This window comes from Aquisalibacillus elongatus, from assembly GCF_003843875.1.
In the GTDB taxonomy this organism is placed as follows: Bacteria; Bacillota; Bacilli; order Bacillales; family Alkalibacillaceae; genus Aquisalibacillus; species Aquisalibacillus elongatus.
In genome coordinates this window covers 1-14,209 of sequence record NZ_RKRF01000009.1, presented here as the reverse complement: position 1 = coordinate 14,209, position 14,209 = coordinate 1, and the positions used below count along the sequence as shown (strand labels likewise).

The 14,209-nt window shown below is 37.1% G+C and carries 21 protein-coding genes; 16 read left to right on the top strand and 5 right to left on the bottom strand.

All coding sequences use genetic code 11. From position 1 onward, the window contains the following. Window positions 1–14: 14 nt before the first annotated feature. From EDC24_RS08235 to EDC24_RS08225, 3 genes are all read left to right on the top strand, one after another. The gene (locus tag EDC24_RS08235) at window positions 15–740 is read left to right on the top strand and encodes a 3-ketoacyl-ACP reductase (protein WP_124221575.1); all 726 of its coding nucleotides are present in this window, start codon (window positions 15–17) and stop codon (window positions 738–740) included. 67 nt (window positions 741–807) lie between these two features. Next, window positions 808–1,140: a hypothetical protein gene (locus tag EDC24_RS08230; protein WP_124221574.1), complete on the top strand. Its 333-nt coding sequence runs from the start codon at window positions 808–810 to the stop codon at window positions 1,138–1,140. Beyond that, window positions 1,137–2,006, top strand: a complete 870-nt coding sequence (locus EDC24_RS08225; RefSeq protein ID WP_124221572.1) for an EamA family transporter — start codon at window positions 1,137–1,139, stop codon at window positions 2,004–2,006. The genes EDC24_RS08230 and EDC24_RS08225 overlap by 4 nt, the downstream gene beginning before the upstream one ends. A 34-nt stretch (window positions 2,007–2,040) precedes the next feature. On the opposite strand, the gene EDC24_RS08220 is transcribed toward EDC24_RS08225, so the two are convergent. Then, entirely contained in the window at window positions 2,041–2,346 is a 306-nt protein-coding gene (locus EDC24_RS08220) for a YggT family protein (RefSeq protein WP_124221571.1), read from the bottom strand. A gap of 132 nt (window positions 2,347–2,478) precedes the next feature. On the opposite strand from EDC24_RS08220, the gene EDC24_RS08215 reads away from it, so the two are divergent. The 3 genes from EDC24_RS08215 (at window position 2,479) to ytzI (ending at window position 5,452) form a co-directional block, all read left to right on the top strand. Further along, entirely contained in the window at window positions 2,479–3,633 is a 1,155-nt protein-coding gene (locus EDC24_RS08215) for an acyl-CoA dehydrogenase family protein (protein WP_124221569.1), read from the top strand. Between the two features lie 184 nt (window positions 3,634–3,817). Beyond that, window positions 3,818–5,299, top strand: coding sequence for a degradosome RNA helicase CshA (gene cshA / locus EDC24_RS08210; RefSeq protein ID WP_281274511.1), 1,482 nt, complete (start codon window positions 3,818–3,820; stop codon window positions 5,297–5,299). A gap of 12 nt (window positions 5,300–5,311) precedes the next feature. Then, on the top strand, window positions 5,312–5,452 hold the full coding sequence (gene ytzI, locus EDC24_RS08205; protein ID WP_124221567.1) for a YtzI protein: 141 nt from the start codon (window positions 5,312–5,314) through the stop codon (window positions 5,450–5,452). Between the two features lie 148 nt (window positions 5,453–5,600). Here the strand turns inward: ytzI and EDC24_RS08200 are convergent, their stop codons facing one another. Then, the gene (locus tag EDC24_RS08200; RefSeq protein WP_124221565.1) at window positions 5,601–6,074 is read right to left on the bottom strand and encodes a thioredoxin family protein; all 474 of its coding nucleotides are present in this window, start codon (window positions 6,072–6,074) and stop codon (window positions 5,601–5,603) included. Window positions 6,075–6,078: 4 nt separating this feature from the next. Beyond that, window positions 6,079–6,507, bottom strand: a complete 429-nt coding sequence (locus EDC24_RS08195; RefSeq protein ID WP_124221564.1) for a disulfide oxidoreductase — start codon at window positions 6,505–6,507, stop codon at window positions 6,079–6,081. Between the two features lie 157 nt (window positions 6,508–6,664). Between EDC24_RS08195 and EDC24_RS08190 the strand changes: the two genes are divergently transcribed. The 3 genes from EDC24_RS08190 to arsC are packed head-to-tail and all read left to right on the top strand — an operon-like array spanning window position 6,665 to window position 8,743. Beyond that, window positions 6,665–7,009 carry an ArsR/SmtB family transcription factor gene (locus EDC24_RS08190; protein ID WP_245998047.1) on the top strand — a complete coding sequence of 115 codons (345 nt, stop codon included), beginning with the start codon at window positions 6,665–6,667 and terminating at the stop codon, window positions 7,007–7,009. Window positions 7,010–7,023: 14 nt separating this feature from the next. Beyond that, entirely contained in the window at window positions 7,024–8,316 is a 1,293-nt protein-coding gene (locus EDC24_RS08185) for an arsenic transporter (RefSeq protein WP_124221560.1), read from the top strand. Window positions 8,317–8,332: 16 nt separating this feature from the next. Further along, on the top strand, window positions 8,333–8,743 hold the full coding sequence (gene arsC, locus EDC24_RS08180; RefSeq protein ID WP_124221558.1) for an arsenate reductase (thioredoxin): 411 nt from the start codon (window positions 8,333–8,335) through the stop codon (window positions 8,741–8,743). Window positions 8,744–8,773: 30 nt separating this feature from the next. On the opposite strand, the gene EDC24_RS08175 is transcribed toward arsC, so the two are convergent. Then, window positions 8,774–9,406 carry a lysoplasmalogenase gene (locus EDC24_RS08175; protein WP_425455180.1) on the bottom strand — a complete coding sequence of 211 codons (633 nt, stop codon included), beginning with the start codon at window positions 9,404–9,406 and terminating at the stop codon, window positions 8,774–8,776. A gap of 41 nt (window positions 9,407–9,447) precedes the next feature. Between EDC24_RS08175 and EDC24_RS08170 the strand changes: the two genes are divergently transcribed. Genes EDC24_RS08170 through EDC24_RS08160 form a run of 3 tightly spaced genes read left to right on the top strand, consistent with a single transcriptional unit; the run spans window position 9,448 to window position 11,150 of the window. Beyond that, window positions 9,448–9,939, top strand: a complete 492-nt coding sequence (locus tag EDC24_RS08170) for an NUDIX hydrolase (RefSeq protein ID WP_124221555.1) — start codon at window positions 9,448–9,450, stop codon at window positions 9,937–9,939. Continuing rightward, the gene (locus tag EDC24_RS08165; protein ID WP_124221553.1) at window positions 9,926–10,471 is read left to right on the top strand and encodes a DUF4269 domain-containing protein; all 546 of its coding nucleotides are present in this window, start codon (window positions 9,926–9,928) and stop codon (window positions 10,469–10,471) included. The genes EDC24_RS08170 and EDC24_RS08165 overlap by 14 nt, the downstream gene beginning before the upstream one ends. Further along, the gene (locus EDC24_RS08160; RefSeq protein ID WP_124221552.1) at window positions 10,464–11,150 is read left to right on the top strand and encodes a class I SAM-dependent methyltransferase; all 687 of its coding nucleotides are present in this window, start codon (window positions 10,464–10,466) and stop codon (window positions 11,148–11,150) included. The genes EDC24_RS08165 and EDC24_RS08160 overlap by 8 nt, the downstream gene beginning before the upstream one ends. A gap of 33 nt (window positions 11,151–11,183) precedes the next feature. Here EDC24_RS08160 and EDC24_RS08155 read toward each other — a convergent pair whose 3' ends face one another. Beyond that, window positions 11,184–11,987, bottom strand: a complete 804-nt coding sequence (locus EDC24_RS08155; protein ID WP_170158516.1) for a SurA N-terminal domain-containing protein — start codon at window positions 11,985–11,987, stop codon at window positions 11,184–11,186. Window positions 11,988–12,243: 256 nt separating this feature from the next. Here EDC24_RS08155 and EDC24_RS08150 point away from each other — a divergent pair, with 256 nt between their 5' ends. The 4 genes from EDC24_RS08150 (at window position 12,244) to EDC24_RS08135 (ending at window position 13,883) form a co-directional block, all read left to right on the top strand. Further along, window positions 12,244–12,441, top strand: coding sequence for a cold shock domain-containing protein (locus tag EDC24_RS08150; RefSeq protein WP_124221549.1), 198 nt, complete (start codon window positions 12,244–12,246; stop codon window positions 12,439–12,441). Between the two features lie 139 nt (window positions 12,442–12,580). After that, complete coding sequence (locus EDC24_RS08145; protein WP_124221547.1) at window positions 12,581–13,027, top strand: GNAT family N-acetyltransferase; 447 nt, start codon at window positions 12,581–12,583, stop codon at window positions 13,025–13,027. Window positions 13,028–13,095: 68 nt separating this feature from the next. Further along, window positions 13,096–13,368: a hypothetical protein gene (locus tag EDC24_RS08140; protein ID WP_124221545.1), complete on the top strand. Its 273-nt coding sequence runs from the start codon at window positions 13,096–13,098 to the stop codon at window positions 13,366–13,368. Window positions 13,369–13,466: 98 nt separating this feature from the next. After that, window positions 13,467–13,883, top strand: coding sequence for an organic hydroperoxide resistance protein (locus EDC24_RS08135; protein ID WP_124221543.1), 417 nt, complete (start codon window positions 13,467–13,469; stop codon window positions 13,881–13,883). Window positions 13,884–14,209 lie beyond the last annotated feature (326 nt).

Genomic DNA, 14,209 nt, shown 5'->3' with positions numbered 1-14,209 from the left:
AAAGGATGATGAATATGGGTCAAGATATTAAAAGAAAGATTGCATATATTACTGGAGCAGGTTCGGGGATAGGTCGTGCAACCGCATGTGAACTCGCAAAAGAAAGCGTTCATGTTGGTTTAATCGCAAGAACCGAAAGCAAATTACAAAAGGTAGCAGAAGAGATACAATCATACGGCGTAAAAGTTGAATATGTCGCCGTTGATATTGCCGACATGGAAGCTGTTAATCAAGCCGTTAGCAAACTTAAAGACCGACTTGGTAAAGCTGATATTCTAATTAATAATGCAGGTGTTGGTTCAAGTGGAAATCTAGTAGATGCTGAACCTGATGAGTGGAAAAGACCAATTGAGGTTAATGTGTTTGGAACATATCATGTCACGCGTGCCGTTCTTCCAGATTTAATCGAGAAGAACAAAGGAGATATTATTAATATTTCATCTAGTAATGGCCTTAAAGCAACAGCTGGTTCATCTGCTTATAGCGCTTCGAAATTTGCCGTTCAAGGCATGAGTGAAGCATTGATGCAAGAAGTTAGACCTTACAATATCAGAGTCTTTACGATGAACCCTAGTTTAGTTCAAACTGAGCTTGTCTTTGGAGGCCAACTAGAAGAGAAGAAGGATGAAGAGAGATTTATGCAGCCAGAGGATTTGGCGGAGTATATGGTGGCACAACTTAAATTGAACCAACGTATATTTATCAAACAATCCTTACAGTGGGCAACGAATCCGTTTTAAACAAACTGCCTTCCCCGTATTTAAAGAAAAATGGTAATATTAAGTTAATTAATTGGGGGAATCTGATATGGGGAGTAAAGTGATTTGCGATCAATGCGCTAAAGAAATAGAGCATGAAGATGACTTAGTAGTTACAACGGTTATTTTTTCAGTCACGCCTTATTGCAACCGTTGTTATGTTGATCGAATAAAAGGAATGTCTTCATTTTTTGTTGGTAATGTCCCATTAAATGGCATGTATTCTAACTTTACAACATTTTTTTCAGTACTGTGTTTCTTAATTCTATTATTAATAGAGTCCTTCTCATTTAAACCGTTAATATTGTTAGCTTTAGGTGGTTTTATAGCTTTTCGAATATATTCCTATGTCGTGTATGAAAGACAAGTTGGTAAATCATGACACTAAGTATATGGCTAGTATTACTAGCAGCGGTTCTTTGGGGGACAACAGGGACGGCTCAGGCGCTTGCGCCAGATGACGCTTCTCCACTTGTAGTAGGTGCTTTGCGTCTACTCATAGGTGGGGGAGCTTTACTTATATTTATTAGTTTTAAAAAAGGTCTACAACTAAGAGCGATTCCTAAATGGCCATTGTTCATCAGTGCTTTAGCGATGGCAGCTTACCAGCCATTTTTCTTCTCAGGTGTCTATATGACAGGTATTGCGATTGGGACTGTTGTTGCGATTTGTAGTGCCCCGATTTTTGCGGGATTGATTGAATGGGCTCGTTATAAAAAACTACCAGATTGGATTTGGGCAGTCTCAACAGCGTCTGCCATTATAGGCTGTTTTTTGTTGTTTCAATCAGGTGAACAAGTTAACCTCAACCCACATGGTATGGTTATGTCACTAGGAGCTGGTTTATCTTTTGCTACTTATACGTTTGTCAGTAAAAGGCTAGTGGAACACCATGCACCTGATACAGTTGTTGCTATTGTTTTCAGTACGGCGGCGTTATTTTTACTTCCGATTTTATTTACTGCGGATTTATCGTGGACAATTGAGGCCTCGGGTATGATTTCGGTTTTACATTTAGGGGTTTTGGCGACGGCTTTAGCTTATATTTTATTTGCTAGAGGGTTAAAGGAAGTTGAAGCTTCTACGGCTGTTACATTGGCTTTAGCTGAGCCACTTACCGCATCAATGCTAGGAATATTCTTAATAGGTGAATCTCTAACGTGGCTATCTGGTTTTGGATTAATTTTGTTAATGGTCGGATTAATTTTACTTTCGAATAAAGAACGTATTAAAAACGCACGGACATAAGCCCGTGCGTTTCACTTAGGCAGGAACCAACTACCTATGAGCTATTCCACTTACGATCAAAACCAACGATTAAACTCGTAAGGAAATAGCCGATGATCGTATAGATCAAAAAGGCAAATATAGCGGAGAATTCGACCACAAATGTCCCGTCTAACACTTTAGTCGGAAAGATTCCTTCAAACGGGTGTAGTAAAGGTTCGCTAGTATTATATGTCCATTCGACAAAAGGTGCCGATACAGATGCCCCAAATAATTTCAAAATAATCCTTAAGCCTAATAGTAATTGAACAAGTCCAATTACTAAATTAATTAAATAGTTTATAAATTTAATTCCTTTCATGTGACACTCTCCTTTGTATAATTATTTTCCTCAACCATTTTAAAACTAAACATTTTCATAAATTGTGTATTTGTATTAAGCTAATTCCAAGTTTATTCATATGATATCTTATACTTTGGAAGGAGCTTCAAGATGTTTGAACAAGATTTAAAATTTATTAAAAATGACCGACAAAAAATGTTATATAAAAAAGCAGAACTTATATCTCAAGACTTATCATCATTTGTCAGAAAAGCGGATCAAGAAGGGCGCTTTTTAAAAGAATCTTTAGATACACTTAAGCAACATGAATATTTATCGCTTGTGTTATCGGATACTTATGGTGGCAAAGATTTATCATTATATGAATGGTTATTAATGCAAGAGAAAATTGCAGAACAAGATGCGGCAACAGCTCTATCTGTCGGGTGGCATAACGGCATCTTAATGGAGCTAAAAGAAGGAAAGCTTTGGGCGGAAGACGATTTTGATTGGATTGCCAATCAAGCATCTCAACAAAAATTATTTAATCGTGCATCAACAGAGAAAAACACCGGTAGCCCAACTCGCGGAGGTAGACCTGAGACAATTGCAACGAAGACCGCAATTGGATATGTTTTAAACGGACGTAAAACATTTACGACCATGGCCGAAGTGTTAGATTATGCGATTGTATCTGCTTGGATTGAAGATGAAGAAGCGATCGGTTGGTTTGTGGTTGATATGTCAAAAGATGGTGTATTTGTTGACCGAACTTGGGATACACTTGGAATGAAAGGGACTGGAAGTGATGATTTGGTTCTAGAGAGTGTTAACGTTTGCGCTGATAGTCTTGTTGAGCGTAAAAGTAAAGGTTCTGGACCAAAAGGTTGGTTGCTTCATATTCCTGTTTGTTACTTAGGGGTTGCAAAAGCCGCGTTAAGGGATGCGATTCAGTTCGCAAAGGAATTTCAACCGAATAGCTTAAATCACCCAATTGCAAAAGAGTCTCATATCAGACAGAAAATCGGTGAGATGGATATGATCTTAAGACGGGCGCGAGCTTATCTGTTTCACATAGCTCAGGAATGGGATCAGTATCCAGAGAAGCGAACAGAGTTAGCTCGGGATCTTGCAGTTGTTAAAGTTACAGCAACAAATGATGCTAATCGGGTCGTGGATTTAGCGATGAGAATTGCAGGTGGCCGTGGATTGTTTAAGGAATATCCATTTGAACGTTACTACCGTGATGTCAGAGCAGGTTTGCATAATCCACCGATGGATGATTTAGTTTTAGAGCAAAATGCCTCATCTTTACTCGATGACTGAAAGTTGACTTTAGGTCATGAAACAGTTATACTGAATTGTCTTATGAAAAGTTCGGAAATTTTTTCTTCATAAATTAATTATGGTTAAGGAAAGCTAACGTTAGGTCATGATGTACGCTGCCTGAAGCTTAAAAATAACGAGTTTTTCAGCAGTAAGATGAGTTTAAATATTAGGAGGAACAAGATTGACAACAGCATTTAAAGATTTTCAAATTGGTGAGGACATTGTTAAGGCTTTGTCTAACATGGGCTTTGAAAACCCAACACCAATACAAGAGAAATCAATTCCGGTTGCATTAGATGGCCGGGATATGATTGGACAGGCTCAAACAGGAACAGGGAAAACAACCGCATTTGGTGTACCAATGATTGAGAAAATGGATATGAATCAATCAATGGTACAAGGTTTAGTCATTGCGCCTACGCGTGAATTGGCTATTCAGGTTGGTGAGGAATTAAACCGTATTGGACAGGATAAAGGTGTAAGAACCGTACCTGTTTACGGTGGACAAGACATCCAAAGACAGATTAAAGCGTTGAAAAAACGCCCACAGATTGTCGTTGCCACACCAGGTCGACTACTCGATCACATTCGTAGGAAAACGATTCGTCTAGATCAAATTCATACAGTCGTTCTAGATGAAGCAGATGAAATGTTGAACATGGGCTTTATTGAAGATATTGAAGCGATTATGGCAGCCATTCCATCTGACTATCAGACATTGTTATTTTCAGCAACAATGCCGAAGCGAATTCAGACCTTAGCTGAGCGATTTATGAATGAGCCAGAAGTAATTCGTATAAAATCGAAGCAGCTAACGGTAGAAAACATTGAACAGTTATTCATAGAAGTGAAAGAGCCACAGAAATTCGATGTTTTATGTAAATTACTAGATATTGAATCTCCTGAATTAGCGATTATTTTTGGTCGTACGAAAAAACGTGTTGATGAATTGACTGAAGGTTTATTGAAACGTGGTTATTCAGCTGAAGGTATTCACGGTGATATTACTCAAAACAAACGTGAGCTTGCGATTAAGCGTTTTAAAGACCAAACAACCGATATTTTAGTGGCCACAGATGTGGCAGCACGTGGTTTAGATATCTCAGGTGTGACACACGTATATAACTTTGATTTACCTCAAGACCCTGAAAGTTACGTACACCGTATTGGACGTACAGGGCGTGCAGGTAATAAAGGACAAGCTTTAACGTTTGTAGTACCAAGAGAGTTCGAACACCTAAAAAGTATCGAACAGTTAACGAAGCATAAAATGACACGTAAGAAAATTCCATCTTATGATGATGTGCTTGAAGGGATTCAACAGGCTACAAAAGATAATCTTCTTAAGGCGATTGAAGACCAAGATTCTCAAAAATATCGTCATGTAGCAGAGCAGTTATTGGATGAGTATTACTCGGTAGAAGTCGTGTCAGCTGCATTGAAGCTACTCGCGAAAGAACCTGACAGAACGCCAGTAAAATTAACCGCTGTTTCACCATTACGTGTGAAAAAAGTTAGAGGCGGAAACGATAGCGGGCAAAAACGAAATCGAGGTCATCAAGGTGGCGGTCGCTATAAAGGTGGAAAGCCTCAAAATGATCGCCGTTCAAACCAAAGAGGACAAAAAGGGAACAAAAAACGTCGCAACCCTAATCACAAATAGAGGTGTTATGAGATGTTAAAAGTTCTTATCATAGCAATAGCTATTGTAGTTGGTGTTTTAGCCTTAACGTTATTTGCTATTTCAAAAGGGTATTCGTATGATCATAAAGTGGATCCAATGCCTAAAAAGCATAAAGAAAATGATGAGGAATAACTTTTCCCCAGTTAGCGGTGCTAGCTGGGGATTTTTATAAACCTGCTTGTAAATTTAAAAAACTTTCTGGTAAAATTCGGAAACCTGCGTGTAAATCAGAAAAACATGCTGATAAAAATAAGCTAGCCTGATTTAGGCTAGCTTATTTTTATTCATCCAATACAGCTTGATTAAAGAATTGTTCGAACTGTTCATTTGGAACGGCACCTTTCACACGTGCTACTTCTTCGCCATTCTCAAAATGGATTAATGTAGGTGTTGCATCAATGTTGAACTCATTCCAGCCTTGTTCAAACTCTAAAACATTGTACTGCTGTACATCAACATTCATATCATCGGCAATAGGCATTAATCGTGGAGTTGCTTCACGACAATATTGACATGTTGGGCTGAAAAAGTATACAGTCACATCTTCACCAGATTCTAATTTCTCCTCTAATTCATCCGGTGTAATGATATTTTGATAATTAGGATCATCTAAAAGTTCGGCTGTTTCAGATTCTAAGTCCGTTGTTCCATAAGCGTTATTTTCGTCCACTTCTGGTTGAGACAGATTGGTTAACAGTATAATAACTATAAACAAAGCAATAATCGTTAACCCGAAGATGATAAGTTTCTTCATGGTCTTATTCCTCCTTCATATTTTTCCAAATCAATATAGACGCAACTAAAATTAATAAAAACGCCAGACCAGCTAAGAAAGGGATAGTTATAAACCCTAGCCAGTTAATATACGAGCCTGTACATGATACCTGTCCACACGTTGGAGCTGATTGCTGGAATACCTCAAATTTTTGAATCGCATAATGGTAGGTGGAAACTAAATACCCGATAATGGATAAAGCTATTGTATAGTAAACGGCTTTAACATCCTTAATCGCAATTCCAATCAGTAAAATAACAACCATTGGATACATTAAAATCCGTTGAAACCAACACATTTTACACGGTACATACCCTAGAATCTCTGAGAAATATAATGAACCTAGTGTTGCAACTAATGCAACGCCCCAGGCAAATACCATTAAATTTTCATTTGTTTTGTTCAAAATCATCACCTACTTAAATGTACAACAACATTATATTATGAATTGTACTAGAAGATAAACGATTTGTATTAAGTATTTTTAAAATATTTATGACTTAAGGTTGAAAAGATCATAAAATCATTATATTATTATATAAGCATTTACTTATATAAGGTGGATGATCATGGAGAAAACTTATTTAGAAGTTCAGGAAGTGGCACAAGTACTTAAATTAATGGGGGATCGCAATCGGTTATCCATTTTGCGTTATGTAGCGGTTGACGAATGTTGTGTATGTGAATTAGTGGAACTGTTAGATTTATCACAACCGGCTATTAGTCAACATTTGCGAAAATTAAAAGATGCCAAATTAATTAACGAAAGAAGAAAAGGGCATTGGGTATTTTACTCAATTAATAAGGAACACCCTGCATATGACGTCGTTCAAGGCGTGATAGATTCAATTCCAACTGGTAAAGAGGATCTAGAAGAACTATCAAACAATAATTTACGCATTATTTGTGACTAGAAAGGGAGTTAGACGTGGAGATCTTTGCAGCAAGTCTTATATTTCTAATAACATTAACGTTAGTGATCTGGCAGCCTAAAAATCTAGGAATTGGCTGGTCTGCATGCGGAGGGGCAATTGTCGCTTTATTAGTTGGTGTCGTAACATTTAGCGATGTCATTGCCGTTACAGATTTAGTTTGGAATGCGACGTTAGCGTTTGTCGCTATTATTTTAATATCACTTATATTAGATGAAATTGGTTTCTTTGAGTGGGCCGCTTTACATATGGCACGAATTGCGAATGGTAGTGGCATTAAAATGTTTATTTTGGTCACTCTATTGGGAGCAGCCGTTGCCGCACTGTTTGCCAATGACGGGGCTGCACTTATTTTAACACCAATCGTGTTGTCGATGGTAAGAGCATTGAATTTCAAAGAATCGATGATTTTACCTTTTATTATGGCAAGTGGGTTTATCGCAGATACAACATCACTACCATTAATCATCAGTAACTTAGTAAACATTGTCTCAGCCGATTTCTTTGGCATTGGGTTTACGGAGTATTTAATCCGTATGGTGATTCCGAACTTATTTTCCATTGTGGCAAGTATAGTGGTGCTTTATTTATTCTTTAGAAAATCACTACCCCAAGATTACGATTTATCAATGTTGAAAAAGCCACATGAAGCCATTAAGGATCATAAAATGTTTCGATTATCTTGGGCTGTATTAACCGTGTTATTAGTCGGATATTTTGTGAGCGAATTTGTAGAAATTCCTGTGTCGTTTGTAGCAGGCATCATTGCGATTTTCTTCTTATGGATGGCCAATCGTAGCCCGGCAGTTCCAACGATGGATGTGGTCAAAGGAGCACCATGGGATATTGTCTTCTTCTCAATCGGAATGTATGTGGTTGTGTATGGCCTAAGAAATGTTGGTTTGACCGATTTATTATCTCAGGTTCTTGATGTTGCAGCTGAGCAAGGTTTGTTAGCGGCGACGATGTCGATGGGCTTTATTGCAGCAATTTTATCTTCAATTATGAACAATATGCCGACTGTCATGATTGATGCACTTGCGATTGCTAATACAGATACATCTGGATCTGTACGTGAAGCTTTAATTTATGCGAACGTGATCGGAAGTGACTTAGGGCCAAAGATTACACCAATTGGTTCATTAGCAACTCTATTATGGTTACATGTCTTATCTAAAAAAGGCATTCACATATCATGGGGCTACTATTTCAAAGTCGGAATTATTCTAACCGTTCCAGTTTTATTCTTTACCTTATTAGGTTTATATGTATCATTACTTTTAATTTAAAAGAGAGGGATGTCTTATGTCAGACAAGCCAATTTTATACTTTTTATGCACCGGTAACTCATGCCGCAGTCAGATGGCAGAAGGTTTAGGGAAAGAGATCTTAGGTGATCAGTGGGACGTTCATAGTGCCGGTATTGAAGCACATGGGTTAAACCCTAAAGCTGTTGAAATCATGAATGAAATCAGCATCGATATCTCAAATCAAGAATCATCCATTATTGATCGTGATATTCTAAATAACTCAGAATTAGTTATTACACTTTGTGGTGATGCGAGAGATAATTGTCCAACCTTACCTCCGAATGTGAAGTCTGAGCATTGGGGATTAACCGATCCAGCAAAGGCAGAGGGGACAGAAGAGGAAGTTAATCAAGTCTTTCGTGATGTTAGAGATGAAATCAAAAAGAGAATTGAAGCGTTAAAATAGACCGCGAGAAGCGGTCTGTTTTTTTATATATTAGTCGGATTGCTGGTTAAAATATAGAATACTATGAGCTATTAAAAATTGTGCGCTGTAATAAGTAGTCATAATCCATATGCCAGAGTAAGGCACGTTAGTTACGAACATGTTCCATGCTAGGATAGAATCAGATATAACAAATAATAATGCACCTATAATGGCATAAACATTCCGAGCCATTACTGCTGCCCAAGCCATTGCCGTAATGACGATGATGTAAACCATAACTGGAATGACTAATGTGTTGTCTGTAATCGACTGAAGGATTCCATTACCCAGAATGTAACTATAAATGATAAACGGCACGATCGTTATACTCCGGACAAAAGACGTACGCCATTGTGTTAAAAAACCGATCAAATAAAAAACATGAGCAATCAAAAACGCCGAAAGTCCAACGATAAACCAATGCAAAGTAACGTCTCCAATAGCACTAAATACAAGCCCGATAATAACTGCATAGTGAACAAATAATCGGTGTTTAGGAAGTTTTAAAAAGGCATACCAAATAATTAAGATCATAGGGATGACTTTGAAAATAAGTTTTATTCCTAAAGGCCAATCAGGTATGATGAAAATATAAAGAATCGCGGAAATTATAATGAGCCAGGTTAGTAAATTTTTCAACACGAACACCCCTTTAATAGATGATAGATAAGGAGGAGAAAATTTTGCTTAAATACACCATATGCTTCATTAAACTAAATGATGAAATATTAATGTTAAATCGACAAAACCCGCCTAATATGGGTCATTGGAACGGTGTTGGTGGTAAAATTGATTCAGGTGAAACGCCTAAAGAATGTGTTATTCGTGAGGTTAAAGAAGAAACAGGAATTGAGTTGTATGAAAATCAAGCCATCTATAAAGGTGTAACCACTTGGTTGTCTGATGGCATAAGACATGGTGGTATGTATGTGTTCCTAGCAGAATTAGATAAAAACCCTGGATTAAATACACCGGTAAAAATGGATGAAGGCATTTTTGATTGGAAGTTTGTTGATTGGTTGTTAGACGAACAAAATCTAGGATCTGGACAATTGATTCCTCGGTATTTGCCTGATATTTTAATGGATCAACAATGCTATGAACACCATTTTCAAATTAATGATAAACAAGTTGTTTCTTACGAAAGAAGTGTATTAGAGCATGCTAACGTTTGAACAATTAAAATATGGTACAAATAATCAGCAGAAAGCCTATGATTCTATTAAGAAGCTTGGTATTTTTGAAGGTTTATCTGAATATACTCCTGTGTTGTGTGGGACAATACCGATCGATGTTGATATAGAAGACTCTGATCTTGATCTGATTCTTGAGGTTCACGATTTTGAGGAATTCAAATTGTTAGTGACATCATTATATAGTGAAATGCCAGGTTTTACAATTGCAGAAAAGCAAATTCGTGGTGAATCGATTATTAAATGTAATTTTATTTATGAAGGTTTTGAATTTGAGTTATTTGCCCAAGCTACACCGGTTAAGAAACAATATGCATATCTACATATGGTGGTTGAATATCATATCCTGAAAAGAAAACCTTATCTAAAAGAACAAATAAAACAATGGAAAAGAGACGGGTATAAAACAGAGCCTGCCTTCTGCAAAGCTTTGGATTTAAATGGAGATTCATATGAGTCTTTAATTGATTACGGTATTAGGCATTCAATCATTGAGGAGGTCAATCATGACTGATACAAGTTGGCAAACACGGGCTAAAGAAATGTGGAATGAGAATGCCGATTTTTGGCATTCCAACAGTCAGGACATGTGGGATCATGGAAGTCGAAAATCAATCATTCCGTTTGTTTTAAATCATTTTAAATCCGGAAGTAAGGTGTTAGACCTAGGTTGTGGAGATGGTTATGGCTCTTATAAGCTATGGTCTGAAGGTTTTGATGTGACAGGCGTTGATTTATCGGAAGAAATGGTGTCGCTATGTAAGAGTCGACTTACAAATGGTATGTCTAGGATGGAATTTCTTCAAGGAGATATGTTAAACCTTCCGTTTAATACGGACTCTTTTGACGGTTTGATGGCCATCAATGCAATGGAGTGGGCAGAGGTTCCCGTTGATGCGATATTAGAAATTAAACGCGTCATTAAACCAGGGGGTCATTTATGTATTGGAGTTTTAGGACCGACAGCTATGCCTCGAGTTAACAGTTACAATCGTTTGTATGGCCGTGATGTCATCATGAACACGATGATGCCATGGGAGTTTCAAAAGTTGGCAGAAGAAAATGATTTAACGATTATAAATCAAGAATATGTTTACAAACGTGGCGTAGATCTTAAACACGTTGGATCACTTCCTCAAGATTTGAAACAGTCATTAACATTTATGACGTTATTTATGCTAAAGAAGAAATAAAAAAGCTGCCGTTTCAACGGCAGCTTTACTAATTTAAACTAAAGTTTCAATTTCGTAGTCTTCACGTAAGTTTTGAATTAACTCTTGTTGTTGTTGACCTTGTTTTTGGCTTTGAATTTGTTGAACGATACTGTCTTCCACTTCTTCTAAGCTTGGAACTTCCTCACCAGATTCGGATTCTTCCATTTGTGCCTTCATATTATCATATTGTTCTTGAATTTCTTCATCAGTAACTTCTGGTTCTTCTAAGTTTTCATCTAGATACTTTTGAATGAGTAAATCAGTTTGTAAGCTATCTTTAAGTTCTTCTTCATTCATACCAACTTGTTCTAGAACTTGTTCTTCGTCTTCAAACTCGCCTTGGCTTTGTTCAATTAAGCCGTTAATCTGATTGTCATATTCTTCGCTAATTTCTTCATCACTAACTGAAAGATCTTGACTTTGAGCTTCTTGTTTAATTACTTCACGGTTAATAAGTTGATCTAATGCTTGTTGTTGAATTTGTGCTTGCATTTGATCAATGCCTTGTCCGCCTAATTGTTGTTGATACATTTGTGTTACGCGATCTACACTGGATTTGAATTCTTCACCAAGAATCTCAGTGTCATTTACAGTTGCTACAACTTCATCGCTTTCTATTTCATCAACATTAATAGCTTCTTGTTGCGCCTCTTCACCTTGGCCTTCTTCGCCTTGACCTTCTTCTTCGCCATTTTCTTCTTGACCATCTTCTTCTTGACCTTCTTCAGGATTATCGCCTTCATCACTGTCGCCTGAGCAAGCAGCTAGGAAAGCTGTTAACATCACGATAAGGATCGCTGTTAAAAACTTTTTCATGTGATACACATCCTTCTTCAATAATGATTTGTTTCTGAATTGTAGCATACTACTGAAGACAGGGACAAGTTATATCATATCTTGAAATTGAATTGTAATATTTGTCGAATGACTTGCATTTTCTCTAGAAAAGGAGTAAAGTATAAATAGAACGAAGTAATTGAGATCGACGTTTACTGAATGGCCTCTCTTTAGGAAGTCTAAGTAACAAAGATTCAATTGTTTTGTCGTTATTTAATAAAGGAGGTCATTTCAGATGACAGGTACAGTAAAATGGTTTAACGCAGAAAAAGGTTTTGGTTTCATCGAGCGTACAGACGGAGATGACGTTTTTGTTCACTTCTCAGCTATCCAAGCAGACGGTTTCAAAACTTTAGCTGAAGGTCAAAACGTTGAGTTCGAAATCGTTGAAGGCGATCGCGGACCACAAGCAGCTAACGTAGTTGCTAAGTAATATAACTTAAAACGTTATTCTAAAAACGCACGTAAATTAAATTTACGTGCGTTTTTTTATATTCATAAGACTTCCATCGAGTTCTCGTCTGTGGTATTTTTTTAAGACATATCGTTATTAAAAGGGGTTGGGTGACAGCATGAAATGGATCAATAAATCATTGTACGAACTAACACATGATGAGCTATACGACATCTTGAAACTGCGCGTTGAAGTATTCGTTGTTGAACAAAATTGTCCATATCCTGAAATTGATGGGTACGATCAAAAATCATTCCATATATTTGCGCAGGACTCAGAAGGGATTATGGCTTATTGTCGGGTGATCCCACCAGGCGTTAAGTTTCAAGAGGCGTCAATCGGAAGAGTGATCACACATGAACGAACAAGGCGGACTGGTATAGGGACTGAGATGCTACAATATACGCTTAATGATATAGCGCAAAGGTGGAACCACCCAAGTGTGAAAATTGAAGCCCAGGCACATTTACAGGCGTTTTATGGTAATTGTGGGTTTAAGACAATTTCAGATGAGTTTTTAGAAGACGGGATTCCACATGTCGAAATGATTTTTCACCCTAAATAGAGCAAGATTTAAGGGACTTTTGTCAAAATTATTTAAAAAGCCTTGAAAAGTGGGAAACCGATGAAAACATGGGTGAAAATTTTATTAATGACCGTATAGCGATATTTTTTGGAACGTTTTCATGGTTCATTATGGCCATTATGATGTTTGGTTTTATGACTGAACAACCGAGTTATATCGAGTCATTAGGGGCATTAGTTTTGGCGTCATTGTATGTTAATACATATATCCTGTGGTTAAGTAAGTTTTGTTCTTGGGAGGAAAAGACACATAGAAACATTCAATTAACAGCTTTTTTATTATTAGCTATAGCGCATTTTATCATTTGGAGCATAGCATAATGTTTAGTGACAAAAACGTTAACATTTGCCAATGGATGAATGAGAATGGTAATTTTAGGGTATGAAGTAATTAGGACTAAATTTAAAGGAGTGGTTTCATGAGTAAACTATTCACATCTTCAGCAACAGCAAAAGGTGGCCGTGGTGGTCACGTTAAGTCAGATGATGGTGTCATCGACTTAAATGTCGTTATGCCAACGGAAAATACAGATGAGACAGGCACGAATCCGGAGCAGTTGTTTGCAGCAACTTATTCAACTTGCTTTGATGGAGCGCTAAATTTAGTTGCAAAGAATAATAATAAAGATATTGAATCTACAACGACAGCAGATGTTAGCTTTGAAAAAGATGCATCTGATGGTGGATTTAAGATCAGTGTTAAACTGACATCTGAAATTAGTGGTGTATCACAAGATGAGGCAGACGAGCTAATGAAAGATGCTCATCAAGTCTGCCCATACTCAAAAGCAACTCGCGGAAATGTTGATGTAGAATTAGAAGCAAAAGCTAAGTAATGAAACTCCCAAGTATGAGCTGATTAGCTCTACTTGGGAGTTTTTGTGTAGAGGGAGTTCATGGATTATCTATTATTTAAGAAAAATTTCTAGTAAATACTGAGTTTTGTCTAGTAGAAACTCCATTCTGTCAAGTAATTTATTTAGTAAAGTTCATACTTTGTCTAGTAATGGATAAAAATTTATAGTAAGATTAAAAAAATCTCCCGTCATCTTAAGTTAGGGTGGTGACCCCAAAAAGTTAGAGTTTTAATTATGCAGCTGATTGGCTGGTTTGAGTTCGGTATTTAACTGGACATAAACCAGCCAATTTTAATTTAATGCGT

Bases quoted from the DNA above. Each gene is read 5' to 3' on its own strand.
- EDC24_RS08235 (WP_124221575.1), top strand. From the start codon at position 15: ATGGGTCAAGATATTAAAAGAAAGATTGCATATATTACTGGAGCAGGT.
- EDC24_RS08230 (WP_124221574.1), top strand. From the start codon at position 808: ATGGGGAGTAAAGTGATTTGCGATCAATGCGCTAAAGAAATAGAGCAT.
- EDC24_RS08225 (WP_124221572.1), top strand. From the start codon at position 1,137: ATGACACTAAGTATATGGCTAGTATTACTAGCAGCGGTTCTTTGGGGG.
- EDC24_RS08220 (WP_124221571.1), bottom strand. From the start codon at position 2,346: ATGAAAGGAATTAAATTTATAAACTATTTAATTAATTTAGTAATTGGA.
- EDC24_RS08215 (WP_124221569.1), top strand. From the start codon at position 2,479: ATGTTTGAACAAGATTTAAAATTTATTAAAAATGACCGACAAAAAATG.
- ytzI (WP_124221567.1), top strand. From the start codon at position 5,312: ATGTTAAAAGTTCTTATCATAGCAATAGCTATTGTAGTTGGTGTTTTA.
- EDC24_RS08200 (WP_124221565.1), bottom strand. From the start codon at position 6,074: ATGAAGAAACTTATCATCTTCGGGTTAACGATTATTGCTTTGTTTATA.
- EDC24_RS08195 (WP_124221564.1), bottom strand. From the start codon at position 6,507: ATGATTTTGAACAAAACAAATGAAAATTTAATGGTATTTGCCTGGGGC.
- EDC24_RS08190 (WP_245998047.1), top strand. From the start codon at position 6,665: ATGGAGAAAACTTATTTAGAAGTTCAGGAAGTGGCACAAGTACTTAAA.
- arsC (WP_124221558.1), top strand. From the start codon at position 8,333: ATGTCAGACAAGCCAATTTTATACTTTTTATGCACCGGTAACTCATGC.
- EDC24_RS08165 (WP_124221553.1), top strand. From the start codon at position 9,926: ATGCTAACGTTTGAACAATTAAAATATGGTACAAATAATCAGCAGAAA.
- EDC24_RS08160 (WP_124221552.1), top strand. From the start codon at position 10,464: ATGACTGATACAAGTTGGCAAACACGGGCTAAAGAAATGTGGAATGAG.
- EDC24_RS08155 (WP_170158516.1), bottom strand. From the start codon at position 11,987: ATGAAAAAGTTTTTAACAGCGATCCTTATCGTGATGTTAACAGCTTTC.
- EDC24_RS08150 (WP_124221549.1), top strand. From the start codon at position 12,244: ATGACAGGTACAGTAAAATGGTTTAACGCAGAAAAAGGTTTTGGTTTC.
- EDC24_RS08145 (WP_124221547.1), top strand. From the start codon at position 12,581: ATGAAATGGATCAATAAATCATTGTACGAACTAACACATGATGAGCTA.
- EDC24_RS08140 (WP_124221545.1), top strand. From the start codon at position 13,096: ATGGGTGAAAATTTTATTAATGACCGTATAGCGATATTTTTTGGAACG.
- EDC24_RS08135 (WP_124221543.1), top strand. From the start codon at position 13,467: ATGAGTAAACTATTCACATCTTCAGCAACAGCAAAAGGTGGCCGTGGT.